Below are 22,420 nucleotides of genomic sequence, written 5' to 3' on the forward strand. Positions count from 1 at the left end.
CATGGGAATTCGCGAAGACATGCCATTGCTCGCCCGCCACGAAGGCGTGTGGGACGGCACCTACAGCTATTTCAACGCAGCGAACGAGAAAGTCGACGAGCACGCCTCGCGCCTGATCTGCCGCATTCCCGATAAGGGGCCCTACCCCTATCATCAGACCAATCATTATACCTGGCCGGACGGGCGCACCGAGATCCGCGATTTTCCCGCAGACTATCGCGACGGGCGTGTCTGGTGGGACAATGACCTGATCAAGGGCTGGGCCTCGGCCGTCGATCTCGACGAATATAACCGCACGATGATGCTCTATTGGCAACGCACCGGCGATCCCTCGCTCTATCTCTACGAAATGATCCAGCTTTCAGACGATGGGCAGAATCGCTGCCGCACATGGCACTGGATCCGCGACGGCGCGCTCGAAACGCGCACGTCCATTCAGGAGACGTCCGTGACGAAGGACTGGCGCGCTATGGACGCGGAAATGGAGCAGGGTAGCTGAGCACACCGACCTCCCTCTTCGACACGCTGTGGGACAGCCATGTCGCGGCCGATTTGCCCGCCGGCGCGCAGCTGATCGCGATCGACCGGATATTCCTGCACGAGCGGACGGGGCCGGCGGCGCTTAACGCGCTGGCCGAAGCGGGGCGCAAGGTCGCCGATCCGTCGCGTGTGTTCGCCGTTGCAGATCATATCGTCGACACAAGGCCAGGGCGCGGCGACCGGACACTGATGCCGGGCGGACAGGTGTTCATCACCGAGCTGCGCGCCGCGGCCAGGGCGGCCGGCATCACGCTGTTCGACGTCACCGATCCCGATCAGGGCATCGTCCATGTCATCTCGCCCGAGCTCGGGATCGTCCTGCCCGGCTGCACGCTGATCGCGCCGGACAGCCATACCTGCACGCAAGGCGCGTTCGGCGCGCTCGCCTGGGGCATCGGCAGTTCCGAAGCCGAACATGCGATGGCAACGGGTACGCTCAGGCTCGAAAAACCGAAATCGATGCGCGTGACGTTCGACGGTGCGCTGCCGTCCGGCGTGACGCCCAAGGACATGATCCTCGCGCTCATCGCGGCGCACGGCGCGGCGGGCGGCAAGGGCCATGCCGTGGAGTTTGCCGGCGAGGCCGTCGAGGCGCTGTCGATGGAAGGACGGATGACGCTCTGCAACATGACGACCGAATTTTCGGCGATGAGCGGCTTTATCGCGCCCGACGACAAGACTTTCGCCTGGTTGGAGGGCAGGCGCTATGCGCCGAAGGGCGAAGACTGGGACGCGGCGCTCACTCATTGGCGCACCTTGCGCAGCGATCCGGGCGCGCAGTTCGACGCGGAGATCGCCATCGACGCCAGCGCGATCCAGCCGATGGTGAGCTGGGGCACGAGCCCCGAGGCGAGCATCGGCATTGGCGGGCATGTGCCGGACGATGCCGAGGCGCGGCCGCTCGCTTATATGGCGCTCGAACCGGGCCAGCCGCTCAAGGGACTCGCCATCGACGCGGCCTTTATCGGCAGCTGCACGAACAGCCGCCTCTCCGACCTGCGCCGCGCATCGGCCCTGCTCGAAGGCAAGCGCATTGCCGAAGGCGTGAAGGCGATCTGCGTGCCCGGCTCCAGCCATGTGAAGCGCGAAGCCGAGGCCGAGGGTATCCACCGCATATTTCTCGACGCCGGTTTCGAATGGCGCGAGAGCGGCTGCTCGATGTGCTTCTACGCAGGCGGCGAAACGTTCGGCGAAGGCGTCCGCGTGATCTCCTCGACCAACCGCAATTTCGAAAGCCGGCAGGGGCCGAATGTAAAGACGCATATCGCCAGCCCGGAAACCGTCGCGGCCAGTGCGCTTGCGGGCGCGATCGCCGATCCGCGGGAGGTGAGGTGATGCGTCGGCCGTTCGTCAATAACCCGCTTACCCTGAGCCTGTCGAAGGGTCGTTCTTCCTTTGCCACGGTCGAAAAAGGAAGGACAGGGCTTCGACAAGCTCAGCCCAAACGGATTTGGGGTGGAAGGCTTGTACATGCCTGACCCCCTCACCACCCTCACCTCTCTTCCCGCGCCCATGCTGCGCGACAATATCGATACCGACCAAATCATCCCCTCGCGCGAGATGAAGAGCACGGGGAAGACGGGGCTGGCCGACGGGCTGTTCGCCGGGCAGCGCTACACCGAGATCGGCGGGCGCGAGCAGCGGCCCGATTTCGTGCTCAACCGCCCGAAATATGAAGGCACGCAGATACTGCTCGGCGGGCGCAATTTCGGCTGCGGATCGAGCCGCGAACATGCGGTCTGGGCGCTGGCCGAATATGGCATCCGCGCGATCATCGCCGAGAGCTTCGCGCCGATCTTCGCGGGCAATTGCGTGCGCAACGGCGTGCTGCCCGCAGCACTCGCGCGCGCCGATATCGCAGCGATCGCCGAGGCCGATACGGCCGTGACCATCGATCTGCCCGCGCAGACGATCGCGCTGCCCGACGGGCGGAGCTGGACGTTCGATATCGGTGCGGAAGCGAAGGCTATGCTCTTGGAAGGCCTCGACGCGATCGACCTCACGCTGAAAAATTCGGACGACATCGCCATATGGCAAAAGGCCGACCGCGAGGCCCGGCCCTGGATATATTTGGGAGACGGCAGATGACCGGCCACATCCACATTTCCGAAGTCGGCCCGCGCGACGGGCTGCAGAGCATCGACCGCGTCATGCATCTCGACGCAAAGAAAGCCTGGATCAAGGCCGAGGCCGAGGCCGGCGTGTCCGAGATCGAGGTCGGCAGTTTCGTGCCGCCCAAGCTGTTGCCGCAAATGGCGGATACGGCGGAGCTCGTCGCCTTTGCCAAGACGCTGCCCGATCTCGAGGTCGTGGCGCTGATCCCGAACCTCAAAGGCGCGGAGCGCGCCATCGCCGCCGGCGTCGACAAGATGTCGATACCGTTTTCGATGTCAGAAACGCACAGCATCAACAATGTCCGCAAGGACCATCCGGCCATGCTCGCCGAAATCCGTCCGATCGCCGAACTGGTCGCCGAGCAGCCCGAGGACAAACGCCCGCATTTCGAGGTCGGGCTGTCGACAGCGTTCGGGTGCACCATAGAGGGGCCGGTCGACGAGGATCAGGTCGTCCGGCTCGCCGAGGCTTCGATGGAGGCGGGCGTCGCCGAGGTCGGGTTGTCCGACACGACGGGGTACGCGAACCCTGAACAGGTGCGGCGGCTCGTGCGCAAGGTGAAGGCGGCGGTCGGCGCGGACAAGCTCAATACGCTGCATCTGCATAACACCCGCGGTCTCGGGCTCGCCAATGTCGTGGCGGGGCTCGAAGAGGGCATCACGACGTTCGACGCTTCGCTGGGCGGGCTCGGAGGCTGCCCCTTCGCGCCCGGCGCATCGGGCAATATCGTGACCGAGGATCTTGTCTTCATGCTCGAAGCGATGGGGTACGAAACCGGAATCGATCTCGAAAAACTGCTGAAGGTGCGCGAGATCATCGCGGAAGCCCTGCCCGGCGAGCCGCTCTACGGCTTCACGCCCGATGCCGGCCTCCCGCTCGGCTTCCGAGAGGCCGCGTGATGGGCGAACAACCTCTCTCGGGCCTGCGCGTCGTCGAATTCACCCATATGGTCATGGGGCCGGCCGCGGGTGCGATCCTCGCCGAGCTCGGCGCCGAAGTGATCCGCGTCGAACCGATCGGCGGGGACCGGACGCGGCGGCTGCTCGGTTCGGGCGGCGGCTATTTCCCGATGTACAACCGGCACAAGCAGAGCATCTGCCTGAACCTCAAGGACCCTGACGGCCTCGTCGCGGCGAAAAAGCTGGCGGACAGCGCCGATATCCTGATCGAGAATTACCGGCCCGGCGCGATGGAGAAGCTCGGCCTCGGCTATGAGGCGCTGGCCGAGACCAACCCCAAGCTCATCTACTGCTCGGAAAAAGGCTTTCTGCCCGGACCCTATGAGAATCGCACGGCGCTCGACGAGGTTGCGCAGATGATGGGCGGGCTCGCCTATATGACCGGCCCGCCGGGGCGGCCCTTGCGTGCGGGGGCGAGCGTGATCGACGTTACGGGCGGCATGTTCGGCGTCATCGCCATCCTCGCCGCCGTCGAGCAGCGCTACCGCACCGGGCGCGGGCAGAAGGTGCAGGCCTCGCTGTTCGAGACGACCGTCTATCTGGTCGGCCAGCATATGGCGCAAAAGGCGGTGACGGGTCAGGCGGCCGCGCCGATGCCCGCGCGCGTATCGGCCTGGGCGATCTACGATGTGTTCGAGACCGCCGACGAGCCCGTTTTCATCGGCGTCGTCACCGATGCGCTCTGGGAGAAATTCTGCGCGCTGTTCGGCCTCGACGATCTCTGGGCGCGTAAGGAGCTGCGCGAGAACAATGCCCGCGTCGAGGCGCGCGACGAGATCATGCCGGAGATCAGCGCGCTGATGAAGAGTTTCACCCGCGACGAACTGATCGCGAAGCTCGACGGCACGGGCCTGCCCTTCGCGCCGATCGGCAAACCCGAGGAACTGTTCGACGATCCGCACCTCGTCGCGAGCGGCGGGCTGCAGGACGTCACCCTGACCGATGGCCGCACCGTCCAGCTGCCCGTCCTCCCCATCGACATGGCAGGGCAGCGCACCGGCGCGCCCGACACGCTGCCCGAACCCGGCGATCAGAGCGATGACGTGCTGGCGGACCTCGGCTATTCGGCGGAGGAAATCGCGGCGCTCAAAGAGGCAGGCGCGGCGGCCTAAAGCGGCAGGTTATAGCGGCAGGGCCGTATCGAATTTGATCCGCTCCATCGCGAAGCTCGCGCTGACATCGCTCATCGGCGCGGTCGCGATCAGCTTGCGATAGACCCGGTCGTAATCGCCGACATCGCGGACGAGCAGCTTGACGAAATAATCGACATCGCCGGCCATGCGATACAGCTCTACCACCTCGGGCAGCGCGCGCGCGGCAGTCGCAAAGGCCTTGAGCCAGTCCTCGCTATGGTCGCTGGTCTTGATCGCGACGAAGACGGTGACGTTGAGCCCGACCGCCTCGGGATCGATCAGCGCGACGCGGCGCGCGATCACGCCGTCCGCCTCGAGCCGCTTCACGCGCCGCCAGACATTATTGACCGAGAGCGACAGCCGCTCGCCGATCTTCTCGAGCGACAGCGTCGCGTCGGTCTGCAGCAGCGCCAATATCCGGCGATCAGTCTCGTCAATCTTTTTTGCCATATGGATATATAATAGAATATTTTTTCGAATAATGTCCATCGACCATGTAGTTTGGCGATGATTTTGCGCCGTTGAGCCAATAACTTGGCCGGCCTTAAGGGGAGACTATCGTGCTCACACAGGCCGCTATCGCGCATCGCCAGTCGTCGGAAAGTATCGCGCCCGCGCCTTGCTGCGCGCCGCTCGGCCATCTTGTCGGCCGCACGCCGCTGATCGCGATCCATACGCGGTTTCGCGGCGAACGGACGACCGTCTACGCCAAGGCGGAATTCCTCAACCTCACCGGATCGATCAAGGACCGGATGGCGCACGGCATCCTCTCCGCTGCGATCGCGCGCGGCGAACTTACGCCGGGCCAGCCGATCGTCGAGGCGACGAGCGGCAATGCGGGGATCGCGCTCGCCGCGCTCGGCCGGGCGCTCGGCCATCCGGTAACGATCTTCATGCCCGACTGGATGAGCGCCGAACGCCGCGCGCTGCTCGCCAGCCATGGTGCCGAGCTGCGGCTCGTCTCGCGCGAAGAAGGCGGTTTTCTCGGCGCGATCGCGCAGGCGAAAGCGATGGCCGCGCGCGAAGGCGCGTTCCTTTCCCGCCAGTTCGAGAATGACGATAACTGGCGCGCCCATGCCGAAGGCACGATGCCCGAACTGTTCGCGCAGATGGCGAGCACCGGCGCTGAGCCCGGCGCGTTCGTCGCCGGCGTCGGCACGGGCGGCACAGTGATGGGCGCGGTCCGCTATTGTGCGGCGTACGGCCATAACATCGCCGTCCATCCGGTCGAGCCGGCGGAATCGCCGACGCTATCGACCGGCTACAAGGTCGGGCATCACCGCATCCAGGGCGTGTCCGACGAATTCATCCCCGATATCGTAAAGCTAGACGAGCTCGCTCCGGTGATTGCCGTTGCCGATGGCGATGCGATCCTGATGGCGCAGCAGCTCGCCCATCGTCTCGGCCTCGGTGTCGGCATTTCGAGCGGCGCGAATATCGTCGCGGCACTGAAGGTCGTGGCGGAGCGCGGGCGCGATTGCCCGGTCGCGACGGTGCTGTGCGACAATAGCGCACGCTATCTGTCGACAGACCTGGCGCGCACGGAGCCCGTACAGCCCGGCTATCTGACGCCGGATACCGAGCTTCTCGGCCTCGACGTCATCCACTGCCCGGCGCGAGCGCCAAACAACGACCGGCTGGGCCACAACCAAAGGTAAAATCGCGACAACATAGGCGTTGCAGTTGCGCCACAGTCAGGGACTTCGCTGCGCCAAAAATAAAATTTGTCTGGACAAATTTACTGGGGACACGGACTGATTGAAACAAATAGTTTTGGGAGGGACTAATGACATCACGGAACAAGGGATTTTTGCTCGCGACCACGGCGGGTATCGCCGCCATCGCCTTGCCGGGCGCGGCGCACGCGCAGGTGGTCGGGGAAGGCGCAAACACGGCAAGCGGGGGCGCGCCGATCATCGTCACCGCGCGGCGGATCGACGAGGCGCTGCAGAACGCCCCGGTTTCGGTTGCAGTCGCCACTTCGGAAACGATCGAGCGACTCAACCTGCAGGACCTCACCGATATCGCGGCGACCACGGCGGGCCTCACTTTCGACAATGAGTTCGGACGCGATTCCAACCGGCCGGTCATTCGCGGTCAGGCAAACATCCTCGGCGATTCCGGCGTTGCGACCTTTATCGACGGTATCTACATCACCGGATCGATCTCCGACTATAATGTCGATGACATCGAACGGCTCGAGGTCGTCAAAGGCCCGCAGTCCGCGCTTTACGGACGCAACACCTATTCGGGCGCGATAAACATCATCACACGCACGCCGAGTGACGAGCTGGGCGGCAGCCTGACGGTCGATATCTCCGAAGACGATCGCTACGAGATTACCGGCAATATCGAGGGCGGCATTGCCGAAGGCCTGACCGCCGGCGCGCAGGTCCGCTATTATGATTTCGGCGGCGAACATGTGAATCCGAATACGGGCGTGACCTTCGGCCAGGAAGAGTCGCTCGCCTTTTCCGGCGTCATCGCCTACGAGCCCGTCGGCAGCCCGGTCCGGGTGCGCCTGCGCGGCTATTATTCGGAAATCGACGATGGCCAGTCGGCGCTGTTCGCCCAGCCGGCGACCGCCAACAACTGCCTCTTCGACAATGGTTCGCTCTATGGCGGCGGTGGCCGCTATTTCTGTGGCACATTGCAGCCCCAGCCCGTCACCGCGGATCCGAGCATCCAGTTCGCCGCGGGCAGCCCGGTCGGCACCTATATCGACACGCTGAACCTGTCGTCGCGGATCGAGGTCGACCTCACCGACAATCTGACGCTGGTTTCGCTAACCGGCTATAACGACCGCGACACGCTATTCGCCGTCGATGCCGACTATTCGGCAACCGCCTTCCAGACGGCGGTGTTCGCCCGCTTCCCGGCCGGTGCGCCGATCGGCTTTGGTCCGGCCGGCCCGATCTTCCCGTTCGGATTCGTCGGCACGACCGTCGATTTCACCTTCGAAGGACTGACCGACACAGACGATTTCAGCCAGGAGCTCAAATTCCTGTACGATGGCGATGGCTGGCGCTTCCTGTTCGGCGGCTATTATTTCGACCAGAGCATCAATACGCAGGACGTCCGCCAGGTGCCGGCCAATGCGCTCGTGCAGGCGGGCGCGAGTCTCGGCGCGGCAACGGCGGCCGAAGCGGCGCGATGCGCGGCGAACCCGATCTGCGGCTTCGTCTTCCCGCTGTTCGGACCTACCGCACCGAACTCGCGTGACCGAACGGAAACCGACATCCGCAACCTCGCCGTGTTCGGTTCGGTCGCCTTCGACATCACCGACAATCTCGAGCTGAGCCTTGAGGGCCGGTATGCGTCCGAGCGCATCACCTTTTCCGCGGTCGAACAGGATGCGGGCGGGCCGATCCTGAACCAGGCTGCGGGACGCGAAACCTTCAACAGCTTCGATCCCCGGATCACGCTTAGCTGGCAGGCGACGCCCGACAATCTGTTCTACGCGGTGTTCGCCACCGGCACCAAGCCGGGCGGTTTCAACGGCGTGACGGCGATCGCCGCCGGCGTGCCGACCTATGAGCAGGAAGACGCGATCTCCTACGAGATCGGCACGAAGAACACGTTCGGCGATTTTACTTTCAACTTCGCCGCCTTCCTCAACGAGATCGACGGCTATCAGCTGACGCAGAATGTGCAGAACGCGAACAATACGGTGTCGGCCATCACCAATGCGGGCGACGCGCGGATCATGGGCTTCGAGATCGAAGCGCAGGTGCGCCCGAACCCGAACTGGACGTTCACGGCCAACTACACGCTGCTCGATCCCGAATTCACGAGCGGGTTCGACGAGAATGAGGGCGTGCTCAACGATGTGCGCGATAACAATCTCGTCGACTGTTCGATCGGCGACCAGTTCCCGAATACGCCGGGCTGCCAGTCGCTCTTCGGATCGATCGCCGGGCGGCAGATTCCGCGTACGTCGCGGCACACGATCTTCGCCGACGTCGATTATCGCACCGATATCGGTGGGAGCGGCTGGGAGTTCTTCGCGGGCGCGAACATCTCGCACCGCAGCCGGGTCTTCTCCCAGGTGCACAACCTGATCGACAATGGCGATACGACGCTGGTCAATGCGCGGGCCGGGTTCCGGAACGACAATTACCGGATCCACTTCTACGTCAACAATCTGACGAACGAGGATAGCTCGCCGCTCGTGCTGCGCTATGCGGATGCGAACAACAGCTTCCGCCGTAACTTCGTCGGCGCGCTCCGCCGCAGCCGCCATTTCGGCGTCGCGGTCAGCGCGCGGTACTAACCTGGGCTAGGCCTAGCTGCCAGAATAGGGGCGCTGCGTTACCAGACGCGGCGCCCTTTTTCTGTCGGACTCAAACCGCCAAAACCTCCTGCACCGCCCGGTCGGCGGATTCCAGCGCGCCTTCGATGCCGCGTGCGCGGATCGCGGTATGCTCGCCGGCGAAGATCAGGCGGTCGTGGGGCGCGGACAGCGCGTCGGCGAAGGCGGTGATCTGGCCCGGCGCCCAGCAGGCATAGGCGCCGCCTGCATAAGGATCGTTGCCCCAGCTCACATAGGCGGCTGGGCGCAACGCGCCGCGCGATGCCGGCCGGATGCGTTCGATCTCGGCCTGGACGAGCGCCATCGCTTCGCTTTGCGGCATACGGTCGAGCAGTTCGGCCGCACGGCCCGTGATGAAGCTCTGCATCATCGTGATCTCGCTGCCCCCGCCGCCACGCAGCGCGAAGACGCGGCCGGCATAGCTGTCGCTCCAGATCGAGGGCGGCAGGCCGTCTTCCTCCCAGAAACGCCGCTCGGGCGCGAAATAGGCACGCACGACGCGGTTATAGGGCAGCGCCCGAATGCCGCGCTGCTGCAGGAGCGGCGGCGCGGGGTCGATATCGACGGTTCTGAGCGCGCTGGTCGGCAACGTGATCACGGCGCGGTCGGCGCGATAGCGGCTGCCGTCCATCATCCGGATTTCCACGCCCTCCGGCCCGCTCGTGATGCTGCGCGCGGCGACGCCGAAACGCACCCGGTCGCCCAGTTCCGCGGCCATCGCATCGGGCACGCGCTGGTTGCCATTCTCGACGGTCAGCAGCCGTCCGCCGGGCTCGGCGATCGCCTTCATGATCTGGAACCACATCAGCGCGGACTGGCTATAGGCGGACGCCCCATAGCCGGGATTGATGCCGAATCCGAGGCGGAGTTGCTCGCTCGTCCAGCCCAGATGGTCGGACACCGGACGATCATATTCTGCAAAGGCCGGATCGCGCCAGCTCGCGACTTCGGGCAGCGGATTGTCGCGTCCCATCGCGGCGAAGGGCAGCGCCCAAGGCGGCAGCCCGGCGAGCGGCCCTTCGAACGGGTTGAGCGCATGACCGAGCCATTGAGCGGGCAGGATCGTCTCGCCGCGCAGAGCTATGTAGAGTTCGGGCGGTCCGTCCCGCTGCATCGGCGAATCCTCGACGAGCGGAATGCCGAACCGCTCGGCAAGGCCCACGAAGCGCCGATAATTGGAGCTGAGCTGTGTACCGCCCGCCTCGGGACGGCCAGGCAGATCGAACAGGGTTTGCACCCGGCCCCCGGGGCGCTCGCGCGCCTCGAGCAGCAGCACCGAGGCCCCGACATCGGCAAGCTGCAACGCGGTGGAGAGACCGGCGAGGCCAGCCCCGAGAACCAGCACGTCAGCGGTTTCGCTCGATCGGCGCGTGGTACCGAGCACGGCCGGTGCGATCGCGGCGGCGACGGACGCGCGGAGAAAATTCCGGCGCGTCACCGCATTCATTGCGCGTCGCCCTCGTCCAGTGCGCGGATCACGGCGTTGGGGATCGCGGCCTCGTCCCATTCGGTCGGCCAGCTCCGCCCGGCGCGCACGATCACGAGTTCCCGCGACGCGACGATCCAGGTCCGCTGCCCGCCATGGCCATGCAGGAAGATCAAATCATCCGCCGCGAACGGCTCGCTCTGCCAGGGAATGAGGCCGGGCCGTGGATCGGGCTCTCCGCCAACCCGCTGATCGCCGAGCCAGGTCAGATAACCATAATTCGAACGCGTCGGTGCGGGCGCCAGCATCGCATCGATCCAGTCGGCGGGCACGAGCTGCGTCCCGCCAAACGCGCCGCGATTGGCGACAAGCTCGCCGATCCGCAGCCAGTCGATTGGCCGCGACAGGATGCAACAGCTCATCATCGGCGTGCCGCCCTCGCGGTCGAGATAGAGCGACGCATCGGCGAGATCGAGCGGCCGCCAGAGAGTGTCCGACAAGAAATCGGCGTAACGCATGCCCGTGGCGCGCGCGACGACGACGCCCAGCAGGTTGGTTTCGTTATTGTTGTAATCCCAGCGCGCGCCGGGCGGATCGACCTGGGCGAGGCCGAGGATTGGGCCGACGAAATCGCTGCCGAAAAACTGCGCCACGGACGGGTTCTCGGGCACGACAGCATAACCGTAATCGCCGCTGAGCTGGGCGAGCCCGCCGGACATATGGAGCAGGTGGCGGATGGTGATCGCGCCGCGCGGATCGTCCGCCCATTCGGCGATGTAACGCCCGACCGGATCGTCAACGCTCGCGATATGCCCCTCGGCGATCGCGACGCCGATAAGCATCGCGGCGACCGTTTTCGACATCGATTGCGGGTTGAAATAGGTGTCCCGGCCGCTGTCCTGCCAATAGCTTTCATGGACGAGCTGGCCACGATGGGAAATGAGCAGCGCCGAACTGCCGATCCGCCCGGCATGGGCGGCGACCGCGGCGATGGCGTCCGCATCGAACGCATCGCTCTCCACAAGCTGCCGGATATCCGGATAGTCGCCGCCGCGCACCTGCTCGGTCGGAGCATACCAGCCGACGGGCGTCGTCAGCGGTTCGTAGCCGCCCGCGAGAAAGCTGCCGAGCCGCTGTTCGAGCACCGGGTCCGCATCCGACTGAGCTGTCACCGCCGCTGGAAAAAGAACGGCCGCCAGACCGAAAAGGCCGGCGGCCGTCCTGAGTGCGCGTTTTGCGCCCATGATCAGAAGGTGATCCTGCCCCGGACCATCCAGGTACGCGGCCGGTTCAGATAGCTGTAATTGGCCAGCGCCGACTGGATATATTCCTCGTCGAAACAGTTATTGCATTCGAGCGTCAACGCCCAGTTATCGTCCTCGCCACGCAACGTGAGGCTCGAATTGACGATCCAGTGCGCTTCGCTGAACGAGCCGGTGACAAAATTGCCGTTGCCCGCGAGATTGCCCTGATAGGCAACGCCGCCGGGGCTCGTGAAACCGGCATCGAAGATGTTCACGTTCGACGTGCCGACTTCCTGGTCGGACTGGTAGGTCGCGTTGACCGACGGCGTCAGCGTCATGCCGCTATTGCCGAGGACCGCTTCGTAGCTTGCGCCGAAGGCGAGCGTCCAATCGGGCGTCCGCACGGGTTCGGCGATCGAGCCGTCCGCCGTGACGATGCCGTTGGCGCAGGCCGTGGCCTGGTCGCTCGGCGCCGGTCCGGGCCCGTCCGGATCGCGGCCGCCGGCGGTGAGTCCGGCCGCCAGCTGCGCCCGGCAGGCAGCCTGCTGCGCGCCGACCGACTGGACGCCGAACGCATCGAAATCGGGCGCGTTCGACGGGATCTGATACTCATCGTCCTGATAGCCGATCGCCGCGAAGACGTTGAAGCCCGGCAAAGGCTGCGCGTTGATCTCGACCTCGAGGCCCATATTCTCGTAATCCGCGAAGTTGCGCGTGATGAAGTCGATCGCGCCCGTATTCGGGTTGATCAGCGCCGACGGGGTCTGCAGCCCGCTGACATCGAGTATATAGCCGGTCACGTTCAACCGCAGCCGCCGGTCGAACCATTCGGACCGAAAGCCCGCTTCATAGCTCCAGGCGAATTCCGGATCGAACGGCAGGAGCGTGCCGGGCGACGTGCCGCGGGCATTCCAGCCGCCCGACTTGAAGCCGCGCGTCGCCGAGGCGAACACCATGAAGTCGGGATTGACCTGATAGCTGATCGCGAAGCGCGGGGTCCACACATCGACGCTCTGTTCGGTCGGAATCTGCGCACCGTTGGAGGCAATCAGATTCGAGTTGATCAGGCACGGGCTCGGCCCGAACTGGTTCGGCCCGATGCACAGCCCGTTGCCGAGGCTGCCGCGATTGTCGATGAAGGTGACGTCCTTCTCTTCATCGGTGTAGCGGACGCCGGCCGTCAGGGTCAGCGCGTCGGTGACGTTGAAGTCGGCCTGGACATAGCCGGCCCATGCTTCCGCGTTATTCTCGAGGACGCGATCGGCAAGCAACAGCGGGAAGCCGCCGGGCGCGATGCCGAGCGTGAAGATGTCGCCGAAATCGGTCGTGTTCCATTCGCGGAAATAATAGAGGCCCGCGACGAAATCGACGAGGCCGTCGCCGAGGTTGCCGGTAAGCTTGATCTCCTGCGTGAACTGCTCGTGCGAGCCGTCATTCGCGATGGTGAACCCGCCCGCGGCGAAACCCTGGACCGGCGGAACCGGAGACGAGATGCTCGGCAAGCCGCGCCCGTCGGCGAAATCGAGCGCGAAACGCTGGCGCAGATCGATATAGCCGGTGATCACATTCACCCGCAGATCCCGGTCGCCGATCTCGAGGTTCGAGGTGATCATGTTGTTTTCGGTGCGGTTGGCCATGCCGAAAAACTGCTTCTCGCCCGTCAGCAGGCCGACGAGCGGACCGTTCGTCAGCCGAGCCCCTTCGATCAGGCCGGTCGTCGAGAAACGGCCGTCGCAATCGGTCGGGTTGGCCGGGTTGCAATCGAAGTTGAGCTGGTTCTCGCCGTCAGATTCGATATGCATGAACGAGCCCGTCCAGCGCACATTGTCGCTGAGCTCGCCGCGCCAGCCGAGGCGCGCGCCCCAGGCGTTGCTGTCATTGTTGCGCTGGCCGGTCGTGACATTCCGGACATAACCGTCGTCGCGCTCGACGAAACCGGAAACCTTCAGCGCGAAGGTGTCGGCGATCGGAATATCGACCGACGCCCGGCCGAGCCAGGAATCGTAGCTGCCATAACCGATCTCGGCATAGCCCGCATATTCGTCGCCCGGTTCGGCAAGGACGATCGAGATCGCGCCGCCGGTCGTGTTGCGGCCGAACAGCGTGCCCTGCGGTCCGCGCAGGACCTCGACCCGTTCGACATCGAACAGGCTCAGATTGTTGGCGTTCTGGCGGCTGATATAGACGTCGTCGACATAGGTGCCGATCGGCGGATCGAAGGTCGCGATCGTCTCGGTATTGCCGATACCGCGCAGGAAGTAGGAGTTCGCCGAACCGAGGCCGGTATTGTTGAGGCCAACGAGGTTCGGAACATATTGGGCGAGATCGAGCGCGTCGGAGACGCCGCGATTCTCCAGTTCTGCCTGGTTGAAGGCGCTGATCGCGATCGGGATTTCCTGGACATTTTCCTCGCGGCGCTGCGCCGTGACGACGATCGTGCCGAGGCCGGTCTGTGTCTGCGCCGTCTGTTGTCCGTCCTGCGCCATGGCGGGCGCCGAGGCGAGTGCCGCGGCCATCGCCGCGCCCGATAAGGAAAGTTTAAAAACTGTGCGAGTGGCGACCATTTCGTTTCTCCCAAAACCCTGCTGCCGCATGACTATGACACTATCCGGCGTTTCACAAGATTTGTCCGGACAAATTATTCTTTATGCAAACAGTGTGGCCAAGCAACCACGCATGGGCGCGGATTGACCAACAACCCGTTCGCTCATGCTGACAACCAGAAGTATTGGCCTCTAGGCTATGGGCATGCCGGGCTTCAGCGCTTCGGTAACGGCGAGCAAGTCGTGGATCAGGGCCTGCGCCGCCGGTTGCAGCGCCGAACTGCGGCGCGTAGTCAGCATTCCGATCCGTTCGGAGGGGAACTCGGACCGGTGCAATGTGCGGAATTGCCCCGCCATGGTCTCGTTGATCACCAATTCGCTCGACAGCAGCGCGATCACATCGCTCTGCGCGATCATCGCCTTGGCGATGCCGACCGAATCCATGTCGATCGTGTTGGCTGGCGGCTCGACGCCTGCCGCGAGAAAGGTCGAACAGATTTTGCGCCAGCGCCCGCCCATCGTGCCCGAGGTCGCCCAGGTCTGCTCGGCCAGGTCGGCGAGCGAGACGTTGGGCCGATCCGCCAGCGGATGATCGTGACGCATCACGATCAGGTCGTAGTCGCGAAAGAGATGTTGCGTTTCGAGCATCGGATCGACCTCGAATTCCGGCAGCGGGCAGCTCGCAACGAACTCGACCTCGCCGTTGAGCAGCCGCTCGAACAGCGTATCGGAGGCGCCGGTTGCCAGGCTGACCTTGATGTTCGGCCGTCGGCGGCGGTAGCGGAGCACGGTTTGGGGCGCGATGCGCGAGACGAAGGACCAGCCGATACCGGCGCGGACATAACCGTCCTCGGCGCCCCGCAACGCGCTGAGCTCCGCCGCCGCAAGCCGCGCTTCGGAAAGGATGACCTTCGCCCGCCGGGCCAGCGTATGGGCGAATACCGTCGGCGCCGGGCCATAGGGTCCGCGTTCGAACAGTTCGACGCCCAATTGCTCCTCGAGCTTCTTCACGCTCTTCGAAATCGCCTGCTGCGTCACGCCGTTATCGGTCGCCGCCCGGCCGAAATGCCTGAGATCGTAGACGGCGAGAAAATGCTGGAGCTTCCTAGGGTCCATCGAGGGCTTGATGAACCGGCTGCGCAGGCGGCTGTCGCTCATGTCTCTCTCCTGTCCCGCGCAGGCATACCACTGGTTGTTGGAAAGGCCTAGATCGGCTGTGATAGCCCGGTGGTGACGCGCACGAACCGGGGACGATGCGATGACCGAAGACCGAGTCCGGATCCTCGACGATCTGATGCCCGCAATGGTACGGCACGAAGGCGTCTGGGCCGGCGTCTACCGCCATGTCGATGCCGAGGGCGTGCTGCTCGATCGTCATGAGGCGCGGATCGTGTGCGAATTTCCGGGCCGCGGCCCCGCCGCCTATATCCAGCACAACCTGTTCACCTGGGACGATGGCCGCGAACAGCGCGCGCGCCTCCCGGCCGTCTATCGCGATGGGAAGCTGTGGTGGGACATGCCGACATTTCACGGTTATGCCTGGGAAACCGAGGACGATGTGCTGATGCTCAACCTCACGCGCCGCGACGAGCCCGGCGCGCATTTCGTCGAGATCATCGTGATGAGCGAAAATGGCGGCCGGCGATCTCGGACCTGGCACTGGTTCAGGGACGGCGCACTCTACAAGCGGACGCTCTGTGAGGAACGCCGGGTGAAGACCGAAGTCAGCCCCGACGATCCCGCTTTCACGCCGGGCGCGGCATCGGCTTGACGCATTCGGCGCGCCCTTGGCTCACGGACACAGGACGAGCGCGCCTTCCACTTCGCCGGCGCGCAGACGCTCCAGTGCCGCATTGGCCTCGCCGAGCGGCAGCACCGTCGCGTGGGTCTCCACCGGCACCTTGGCCGCAACCTCCATGAATTCGATACCGTCCTGGCGCGTCAGGTTCGCGACAGACAGGATCGACCGTTCCTCCCACAGATCGGCATAGGGAAAGGCGGGAATGTCGCTCATATGGATGCCCGCGCACACGACGCGCCCGCCCTTGCGCACCGCCTTCAAAGCCGCGGGCACCAATGCGCCGACCGGCGCGAAGATGATTGCGGCGTCGAGCGCAGCGGGTGGCGCCTCCGCCGACGACCCCGCCCATATGCAGCCGAGCGATTTCGCGAAGGCCTGCGCGTCCGCATCGCCGGGACGCGCGAAAGCGTAGACGTTACGGCCCTGCCAGACCGCCACCTGGGCAACGATATGCGCCGCGGCGCCGAAGCCGTACAGACCGATGTCGCGTCCCTCGCCCGCCATACGGAGCGACCGGTAGCCGATCAGCCCCGCGCAGAGCAGCGGCGCGGCGTGCACATCGTCAAATGCCTGCGGGATCGGCAGGCAGAAGCGCGCGTCCGCGATCGCGTGGGTCGCGAAGCCGCCATCGCGGGAAAAACCGGTGAAGAGCGGCGCGTCGCACAGATTTTCGCGGTCGCTAAGGCAATAGGCGCATACGCCGCAGCTTCGGCCGAGCCAGGGCACGCCAACGCGGTCGCCCTCGGCGAATCCTTCGGCGTCGGGCCCGAGCGCGGCAACCGTGCCAACGATCTCGTGGCCCGGCACGATCGGCAGCGCCGCATCGATATCGCCATCGGCGACATGCAGGTCGGTGCGGCAGACGCCGCAGGCGCGGATCGCGACGAGCAGATCGCCGCCTTGCGGTTCCGGCACCGGCCGGGTGACGGCGCGCAGGGGCCGACCGGGCTCGTCCAGCTGCATGGCGCGCATTTCGGCCATTCGATTTTCTCCCATCCGCCGCGCACCCCCCTAACATGCACCATGCCTTCGCGCGGGCCAATCCCGCGCACTTGCGCTGGATCAATGCATGGGCGCACCGGCTGGGATATCCGTGAGTCGTTCCGACATACCCGCACCCCAAGGAGGATATCATGCTGAATTTCCTGCCCAGCAGCGACGACGTGATCGCCGCGGAGTTTAGCGGTAAGGTTTCCCGCGCCGAGATGGACGAGATGCTCGATCGTCTCGAAGCCGCGGTCGAAACGAACGAGAAGACGCATTTCTTCTGCACTATCGAAAATTATGAAGGCTTCGAGACCGACGGCCTGCCGCACATAATGTCGCGCGGCTGGCAACTGATCGGCAAGCGCGAGAAGCTCGGCCGGATCGCCGTCGTCACCGATACGACCTGGCTGCGCTGGGCGGCGCGCCTCGAAAGCGCGCTGCTGCCCGGCATTTCCTACGAGACCTTCACGATGGACGAACGCGACCGCGCGCTCGCATGGGTCGAGGGCAAGGAGTTGCTGCCGCACCGGTCCGCCTTCACGATCATCGAGACCGACACGCCCGACGTGCTCGGCTTCGAACTGGACGGCAAACTGACCGCCGCGCAGATGAATGCCCTCGCCGACCAGTTCAACGAGTCGCTCAAGCTCGGCCAGCCGCGGCGGCTGCTCGGACGGTTCAAAAGCTATCGCGGCTTTGCGGCCGGCGGGCTGGCGGACTCGGATTTCTGGGCGATGAAGCGCGACATGATCCGGACGCTCGACCGCTATGCGCTGGTCGGCGCGCCGGACTGGATGGAAACGATGGTCCAGGCGCTCGATCCGCTGTTCCGCGTGCAGATCCGCTGCTTCGATGCCGACGAGGAGAACGAAGCCTGGGATTGGCTGGAGGCCCAGCCGCAAACCGAGCATGCGATCGCCGCCTGACGCGCGATATTGGTGATCCGCTGGCTCTCCGCTAAGGCGGAGGCATGGCCGATACCCATCACAGTGCCGCAGAACTCGTCGCCCTCGCCCGCGCGGCGGCGCAGCGCGCGCACGCGCCCTATTCGGGCTTTTCCGTCGGCTGCGCGATCGAGGCCGAGGACGGCAGCATCGCGACCGGCAGCAATATGGAAAATGCCTGTTACCGGCTCGGCACCTGCGCGGAGATCGCCGCGCTCACATCGGCGCAACAGGCGTTCGGGCTCGACAAGGTGCGCCGTATCGCGGTCGCGGGCGGCCATATCGGCGCCGATGGCGCGCTGGCCGGCACGCAGACGGTCACGCCCTGTGGCGGCTGCCGTCAGGCCATCGCCGAAGCCGCCGATCTGTCGGGTGTCGATATCGAGATCATCGCCGCATCGGGCGACGGTGGGACGCTATCGCAAACGACCATTGCCGCCTTGCTGCCAGCCAGTTTCGGCGCGGACAATCTCGCGGACGCCGAGCGCCGCTAGCCTGCCGGACTAGGCCAGCCCGATCTCGCGGAGCCGTTCCTGCAGATAATCGTGCGAACTCAGCGGCTCGGGATAGCGGTTCGGCCGGTCCGCGCTGATGCAGCTCGGCAGCGTCTCGATCATGTAATCGGGACGGAAATGCAGGAAGAAGGGCATCGAATAGCGCGAGAAACCCCGCCGCTCGGGCGCCGGATTGACGACCCGGTGCGTCGTCGAGGGCAGCACATGATTGGTCAGCCGCTGCAGCATATCGCCGATATTGACGGCGAGCTCCCCCTCCTTCGGCTTGACCGGCAGCCAGTTGCCATTGGCGTCGAGCAGTTCGAGCCCCGCCTCTTCCGCGCCGAGCAATAGCGTGATCGTGTTGATATCCTCATGCGCGGCGGCGCGCACACCCGGCGCGTCCTCGGGGACGGGCGGATAATGGATAAGCCGCATCACCGAATTGCCGTCTTCGACCGTGTCGTCGAAGAAATCGGAGGGCAGGCCGAGATAGGTGGCGATGGCGGTCAATATCCGCATGCCGGCGCTTTCGAGCGCGGCGTAAAGCGCCGTGAACGTATCGTGGAAGCTTTCCACCTCTTCGGGCCAGATATTGGGCGGCATCAGTTCGGCGAAGCGATGCCCCTCGGGCAGCGACCGGCCGACATGCCAGAATTCCTTCAGATCATGCTCGGTCGCATCCTTGGCAACTTCGACGCCGAACGGCGTATAGCCGCGCGCGCCGCCGCCGCCCGGCACATGATATTTGCGTTTCACCTCCTCGGGCAGCGCGAAAAATTCGCGCGCTTTCGCATCGGCCCGCGCGATCAGATCGGCCGGTATGCCGTGGTCGGAGACAATGGCAAAACCATAGGTCTTGAACGAATTGCCGATCTCCTCGGCGAAAGCCGCAGGATCGGTATCTGAGTCCTTGAGAGACACGGAAGCGACTGTTTCGGGCACTGCATATATTCCTGAAAAATGCGCGTCGGGGCTTTACCACCCTCTATCAGCTCAGCAGCAATCCTGCGAGCGCCGCGCTCATTAAGTTGGCCAGCGAACCGGCGGCCAGCGCGCGGATGCCGAGCTTCGCGATCATCGGGCGCTGGTTGGGCGCGAGCCCGCCGGTGACCGCCATCTGGATCGCGATCGAGCTGAAATTGGCGAAACCGCATAATGCAAACGTCACGATCGCATAGCTGCGCGTCGAGAGCTGTCCTTCCACCGCGCCGAGGCTGATAAACGCGACGAATTCGTTGAGCACGATCTTCTCGCCGAACAGGCTGCCCGCGAGCCCCGCCTCTTCCCAGGGCACGCCAATGAGGAACATGATCGGCGCGAAGATATAGCCGAGCAGCTGCTGGAACGTCAGTTCTTCCGCGCCGAACCAGCCGCCGATGCCGGATAGCAGTCCGTTGGCCAGCGCGACCAGCGCGATGAAGGCGAGGAGCATCGCGCCGACCGCTACGGCGAGCTTCACGCCCGTCTGCGCGCCCTGCGCCGCGGCCATGATGACATTGGCGGGTTCCGCCTCATCGTCCGCTCCGATGGGCTGGGCCTCGGGCTCGGTCATACCGTCCGGTTCGTCCGGCATCATGATCTTCGCCATCAATATGCCGCCCGGCGCCGACATGAAGGCGGCGGCGAGCAGGAAGGGTAGCGCCTCGCTGCCCAGGAGCGCCGCATAGGCCGCGAGGATCGTGCCCGCGACGCCCGCCATTCCGACGCTCATCAGCGTGAAGAGCTGCGCCTTGGTCAGCGCGGCGAGATAGGGCCGGATCACGAGCGGCGATTCGCTCTGTCCGACGAAGATGTTGGAGGCGGCCGCCAGCGATTCGACGCGGGTGATGCCGGTGACGATCTGGATCGCGCCGCCGACCCATTTCACGATCAGCTGCATGATGCCGAGATAATAGAGGATCGAGATCAGCGAGGCGAAGAAGATGATGACCGTGAGCGCCGAGAGCGCAAAGCTGTTCCCGCCCATTTCCGGCGAGGCCATCGGCCCGAAGATGAAATTGGTGCCCTCCTGCGCATAGCCGAGCAGGCTGGAGACGCCTTGCGCCGCTGCGCCGATCCCGGCCCGGCCCCAGGGCGTGTAGAGCACGAGCACGGCCATCCCCGCCTGCAGCGCGAACGCCGCGCCGACGATGCGCAGCTTGATCGCCCGGCGGTTGGCCGAAAGCAGAAACGCCATCAGCAGGATCGCGAGGATCCCGGCAAAGCTCATCAGGATGCCGCCGCCTTGCACGGCTACCAGACCATGCCCTGTTTCGCGCCATTCTCCGCCGCGCCGAGCCGGTCGATCGCCTCGCCGATTTCGGTCGACACCAACATCTGCTCGCGCCGCGCCGGCGAGATGAAGCCGTTGGCGACGACATGGTCGACAAAGGCGATCAGCGAATCCCAGAAACCATCGACATTCAAAAGGAGGAAGGGCTTCGCATGATAGCCGAGCGCGTTCCACGACCAGGCCTCGAACAGCTCGTCGAGCGTGCCGATCCCGCCCGGCATCGCGATGAACCCGTCGCACAGGTCCGTCATCTTCGCCTTGCGCTCATGCATGGAGGAAACGATGTGGAGCTCGGTCAGTCCCCGATGCGCGACTTCCAGATCGACCAGCGCCTCGGGGATCACGCCATGGACCTCGCCGCCTGCATCGAGCACCGAATCCGCAATAATGCCCATCAGGCCGAGCTTGCCGCCACCATAGACGAGGCCGATATCCCGCGCGGCCATTTCCTTGCCCAGCGCCTTGGCCGTATCGGCAAAACGCGGCTCCGTGCCTGCGTTCGCGCCGCAATACACCGCCAGTCTCTGCATTCAGGTTCGCCCCCGGACTCGTAATACGCTCACCGCATGGCGGCGGACGGCGATCTTGTAAACGGTCAATTGGCCGCCAGACCGTCGAGCGCGCCCAATGGACGCGCACCATAATCGGCGATGACCTCGGCCGCGGCCGCCGCCCCCAACCGCAAACTCGCCTCGAGCGGGCGGCCCCAGGCATGACCCGCGAGAAAGCCGGCGGCGAACAGATCGCCCGCGCCCGTCGTATCGACGAGCGCGCGCGGCGGCGTTGCCGGTACGGCGGCCGTCGCATCCTTCTGCACCGCCATCGCGCCTTCCGCGCCGCAAGTGATGACGCAGAGCCCGGCATGGCGCGCGAGTTCGGCGACGGCCGTTTCGAGATCGGCCGATCCGGCGAGCGCGCGCGCCTCTTCCGCATTGCCGAACAGGATGTCGATCCGGTCGCTTTCCAGCAGCCCGACGAAATCCGCCCGGTGCCGGTCGATACAGGCAATGTCGGACAGCGTGAAAGCGACCTTGCGCCCCGCCTCATGGGCGAGATCGGCAGCCCGTTTCATGGCCGCGCGCGGCGCTTCGTGATCCCAGAGATAGGCTTCGAGATAGACGATCTTCGCGCGCGCGATCAGGTCGGCATCGAGCGCATCGACCGACAGATATTCGGACGCGCCGCGATAGGTGTTCATCGTCCGCTGGGCGTCGGGCGTGACGAGGATCAGGCACTGGCCGGTCGCGATATCGGTGGTCAGCGGCGGCGTGTCGAACTGCACGCCCTGCGCGCGGATATCGTGCGCAAAGATCTTGCCGAGCTGGTCCGATCCCGTCTGGCCGACAAAGGCCGCGCGCCCACCGAGCGCGGCGATACCGGCCATGCTGTTCGCGGCCGATCCGCCGCTCGTCTCCTGTGCCGGGCCCATGCGCGCATAGAGCCGATCTGCCTCGGCGCGGTCGATCACCCGCATCGAACCCTTGGGCACGCCTTCGGACGCGAGCAGCGCTTCGTCAGCCGGTGCGATCACGTCGACGACAGCATCGCCGATCGCCAGAACGTCAAACTCCGTATCGCTCAAACCGTTCTCACTTCATTGCCCTAAACGACGCCGCGTCTTCCGGCGGCCCTCTTTTGTTGGAGCCG

The 22,420-nt window shown here is 65.0% G+C and carries 20 protein-coding genes; 10 read left to right on the forward strand and 10 right to left on the reverse strand.

Annotation, left to right across the window (positions count from 1 at the left end; translation table 11 throughout):
• The first annotated feature begins 1 nt into the window (after position 1).
• The 5 genes from ACTS1Z_RS10095 to ACTS1Z_RS10115 all read left to right on the forward strand — a co-directional run bounded on the left by ACTS1Z_RS10095 (position 2) and on the right by ACTS1Z_RS10115 (position 4,726).
• Positions 2–499: a DUF3598 domain-containing protein gene (locus ACTS1Z_RS10095; RefSeq protein WP_442624331.1), complete on the forward strand. Its 498-nt coding sequence runs from the start codon at positions 2–4 to the stop codon at positions 497–499.
• Positions 496–1,875: a 3-isopropylmalate dehydratase large subunit gene (locus ACTS1Z_RS10100; RefSeq protein ID WP_442624369.1), complete on the forward strand. Its 1,380-nt coding sequence runs from the start codon at positions 496–498 to the stop codon at positions 1,873–1,875. Before ACTS1Z_RS10095 ends, ACTS1Z_RS10100 begins: the two co-directional genes overlap by 4 nt.
• A gap of 135 nt (positions 1,876–2,010) precedes the next feature.
• Positions 2,011–2,628 carry a 3-isopropylmalate dehydratase small subunit gene (gene leuD / locus ACTS1Z_RS10105; RefSeq protein WP_442624332.1) on the forward strand — a complete coding sequence of 206 codons (618 nt, stop codon included), beginning with the start codon at positions 2,011–2,013 and terminating at the stop codon, positions 2,626–2,628.
• A complete protein-coding gene (locus ACTS1Z_RS10110; protein WP_442624333.1) occupies positions 2,625–3,554 on the forward strand; it encodes a hydroxymethylglutaryl-CoA lyase in 930 nt (309 codons plus the stop codon). Before leuD ends, ACTS1Z_RS10110 begins: the two co-directional genes overlap by 4 nt.
• Positions 3,554–4,726, forward strand: coding sequence for a CaiB/BaiF CoA transferase family protein (locus ACTS1Z_RS10115; RefSeq protein ID WP_442624334.1), 1,173 nt, complete (start codon positions 3,554–3,556; stop codon positions 4,724–4,726). The genes ACTS1Z_RS10110 and ACTS1Z_RS10115 overlap by 1 nt, the downstream gene beginning before the upstream one ends.
• Positions 4,727–4,735: 9 nt before the next feature.
• On the opposite strand, the gene ACTS1Z_RS10120 is transcribed toward ACTS1Z_RS10115, so the two are convergent.
• The gene (locus ACTS1Z_RS10120) at positions 4,736–5,197 is read right to left on the reverse strand and encodes an Lrp/AsnC family transcriptional regulator (protein WP_442624335.1); all 462 of its coding nucleotides are present in this window, start codon (positions 5,195–5,197) and stop codon (positions 4,736–4,738) included.
• 110 nt (positions 5,198–5,307) lie between these two features.
• Between ACTS1Z_RS10120 and ACTS1Z_RS10125 the strand changes: the two genes are divergently transcribed.
• Together ACTS1Z_RS10125 and ACTS1Z_RS10130 are read left to right on the forward strand one after the other, a co-directional pair.
• A complete protein-coding gene (locus ACTS1Z_RS10125) occupies positions 5,308–6,405 on the forward strand; it encodes a PLP-dependent cysteine synthase family protein (protein ID WP_442624336.1) in 1,098 nt (365 codons plus the stop codon).
• 128 nt (positions 6,406–6,533) lie between these two features.
• Positions 6,534–9,020, forward strand: coding sequence for a TonB-dependent receptor (locus ACTS1Z_RS10130; protein WP_442624337.1), 2,487 nt, complete (start codon positions 6,534–6,536; stop codon positions 9,018–9,020).
• Between the two features lie 70 nt (positions 9,021–9,090).
• On the opposite strand, the gene ACTS1Z_RS10135 is transcribed toward ACTS1Z_RS10130, so the two are convergent.
• The 4 genes from ACTS1Z_RS10135 to ACTS1Z_RS10150 all read right to left on the reverse strand — a co-directional run bounded on the left by ACTS1Z_RS10135 (position 9,091) and on the right by ACTS1Z_RS10150 (position 15,430).
• The gene (locus tag ACTS1Z_RS10135) at positions 9,091–10,506 is read right to left on the reverse strand and encodes a flavin monoamine oxidase family protein (protein ID WP_442624338.1); all 1,416 of its coding nucleotides are present in this window, start codon (positions 10,504–10,506) and stop codon (positions 9,091–9,093) included.
• Positions 10,503–11,729: a serine hydrolase domain-containing protein gene (locus ACTS1Z_RS10140; RefSeq protein ID WP_442624339.1), complete on the reverse strand. Its 1,227-nt coding sequence runs from the start codon at positions 11,727–11,729 to the stop codon at positions 10,503–10,505. Before ACTS1Z_RS10140 ends, ACTS1Z_RS10135 begins: the two co-directional genes overlap by 4 nt.
• Positions 11,730–11,731: 2 nt before the next feature.
• Complete coding sequence (locus ACTS1Z_RS10145; RefSeq protein ID WP_442624340.1) at positions 11,732–14,245, reverse strand: TonB-dependent receptor; 2,514 nt, start codon at positions 14,243–14,245, stop codon at positions 11,732–11,734.
• A gap of 219 nt (positions 14,246–14,464) precedes the next feature.
• Complete coding sequence (locus ACTS1Z_RS10150; RefSeq protein ID WP_442624341.1) at positions 14,465–15,430, reverse strand: LysR family transcriptional regulator; 966 nt, start codon at positions 15,428–15,430, stop codon at positions 14,465–14,467.
• Between the two features lie 100 nt (positions 15,431–15,530).
• On the opposite strand from ACTS1Z_RS10150, the gene ACTS1Z_RS10155 reads away from it, so the two are divergent.
• Positions 15,531–16,043, forward strand: a complete 513-nt coding sequence (locus ACTS1Z_RS10155) for a hypothetical protein (protein ID WP_442624342.1) — start codon at positions 15,531–15,533, stop codon at positions 16,041–16,043.
• A 21-nt stretch (positions 16,044–16,064) separates the two neighbouring features.
• Here the strand turns inward: ACTS1Z_RS10155 and ACTS1Z_RS10160 are convergent, their stop codons facing one another.
• Positions 16,065–17,054: a zinc-dependent alcohol dehydrogenase family protein gene (locus ACTS1Z_RS10160; protein ID WP_442624343.1), complete on the reverse strand. Its 990-nt coding sequence runs from the start codon at positions 17,052–17,054 to the stop codon at positions 16,065–16,067.
• 152 nt (positions 17,055–17,206) lie between these two features.
• On the opposite strand from ACTS1Z_RS10160, the gene ACTS1Z_RS10165 reads away from it, so the two are divergent.
• Both ACTS1Z_RS10165 and ACTS1Z_RS10170 read left to right on the forward strand, forming a co-directional pair.
• Complete coding sequence (locus tag ACTS1Z_RS10165) at positions 17,207–17,986, forward strand: STAS/SEC14 domain-containing protein (RefSeq protein WP_442624344.1); 780 nt, start codon at positions 17,207–17,209, stop codon at positions 17,984–17,986.
• 44 nt (positions 17,987–18,030) lie between these two features.
• Complete coding sequence (locus ACTS1Z_RS10170; RefSeq protein ID WP_442624345.1) at positions 18,031–18,498, forward strand: cytidine deaminase; 468 nt, start codon at positions 18,031–18,033, stop codon at positions 18,496–18,498.
• A gap of 9 nt (positions 18,499–18,507) precedes the next feature.
• Here ACTS1Z_RS10170 and ACTS1Z_RS10175 read toward each other — a convergent pair whose 3' ends face one another.
• The 4 genes from ACTS1Z_RS10175 to ACTS1Z_RS10190 form a co-directional block, all read right to left on the reverse strand.
• Positions 18,508–19,443 (reverse strand): isopenicillin N synthase family dioxygenase, encoded by a 936-nt coding sequence (locus ACTS1Z_RS10175; protein ID WP_442624346.1) that lies wholly within the window; start codon positions 19,441–19,443, stop codon positions 18,508–18,510.
• Positions 19,444–19,489: 46 nt separating this feature from the next.
• The gene (locus ACTS1Z_RS10180) at positions 19,490–20,710 is read right to left on the reverse strand and encodes a NupC/NupG family nucleoside CNT transporter (RefSeq protein WP_442624347.1); all 1,221 of its coding nucleotides are present in this window, start codon (positions 20,708–20,710) and stop codon (positions 19,490–19,492) included.
• A gap of 23 nt (positions 20,711–20,733) precedes the next feature.
• On the reverse strand, positions 20,734–21,303 hold the full coding sequence (locus ACTS1Z_RS10185; protein ID WP_442624348.1) for a TIGR00730 family Rossman fold protein: 570 nt from the start codon (positions 21,301–21,303) through the stop codon (positions 20,734–20,736).
• Between the two features lie 65 nt (positions 21,304–21,368).
• Complete coding sequence (locus ACTS1Z_RS10190; protein ID WP_442624349.1) at positions 21,369–22,355, reverse strand: adenosine kinase; 987 nt, start codon at positions 22,353–22,355, stop codon at positions 21,369–21,371.
• Positions 22,356–22,420: the final 65 nt, after the last annotated feature.

The sequence above is a fragment of the Parasphingopyxis sp. genome (assembly GCF_052168295.1).
Taxonomy (GTDB): domain Bacteria; phylum Pseudomonadota; class Alphaproteobacteria; order Sphingomonadales; family Sphingomonadaceae; genus Parasphingopyxis.

Coding starts and splice junctions, on each gene's coding strand:
- leuD (WP_442624332.1), top strand. CDS start 2,011: ATGCCTGACCCCCTCACCACCCTCACCTCTCTTCCCGCGCCCATGCTG.
- ACTS1Z_RS10145 (WP_442624340.1), bottom strand. CDS start 14,245: ATGGCCGCGGCACTCGCCTCGGCGCCCGCCATGGCGCAGGACGGACAA.
- ACTS1Z_RS10135 (WP_442624338.1), bottom strand. CDS start 10,506: ATGAATGCGGTGACGCGCCGGAATTTTCTCCGCGCGTCCGTCGCCGCC.
- ACTS1Z_RS10110 (WP_442624333.1), top strand. CDS start 2,625: ATGACCGGCCACATCCACATTTCCGAAGTCGGCCCGCGCGACGGGCTG.
- ACTS1Z_RS10180 (WP_442624347.1), bottom strand. CDS start 20,710: ATGAGCTTTGCCGGGATCCTCGCGATCCTGCTGATGGCGTTTCTGCTT.
- ACTS1Z_RS10150 (WP_442624341.1), bottom strand. CDS start 15,430: ATGAGCGACAGCCGCCTGCGCAGCCGGTTCATCAAGCCCTCGATGGAC.
- ACTS1Z_RS10155 (WP_442624342.1), top strand. CDS start 15,531: ATGACCGAAGACCGAGTCCGGATCCTCGACGATCTGATGCCCGCAATG.
- ACTS1Z_RS10120 (WP_442624335.1), bottom strand. CDS start 5,197: ATGGCAAAAAAGATTGACGAGACTGATCGCCGGATATTGGCGCTGCTG.
- ACTS1Z_RS10160 (WP_442624343.1), bottom strand. CDS start 17,054: ATGGCCGAAATGCGCGCCATGCAGCTGGACGAGCCCGGTCGGCCCCTG.
- ACTS1Z_RS10185 (WP_442624348.1), bottom strand. CDS start 21,303: ATGCAGAGACTGGCGGTGTATTGCGGCGCGAACGCAGGCACGGAGCCG.
- ACTS1Z_RS10095 (WP_442624331.1), top strand. CDS start 2: ATGGGAATTCGCGAAGACATGCCATTGCTCGCCCGCCACGAAGGCGTG.
- ACTS1Z_RS10170 (WP_442624345.1), top strand. CDS start 18,031: ATGGCCGATACCCATCACAGTGCCGCAGAACTCGTCGCCCTCGCCCGC.
- ACTS1Z_RS10165 (WP_442624344.1), top strand. CDS start 17,207: ATGCTGAATTTCCTGCCCAGCAGCGACGACGTGATCGCCGCGGAGTTT.
- ACTS1Z_RS10130 (WP_442624337.1), top strand. CDS start 6,534: ATGACATCACGGAACAAGGGATTTTTGCTCGCGACCACGGCGGGTATC.
- ACTS1Z_RS10115 (WP_442624334.1), top strand. CDS start 3,554: ATGGGCGAACAACCTCTCTCGGGCCTGCGCGTCGTCGAATTCACCCAT.
- ACTS1Z_RS10140 (WP_442624339.1), bottom strand. CDS start 11,729: ATGGGCGCAAAACGCGCACTCAGGACGGCCGCCGGCCTTTTCGGTCTG.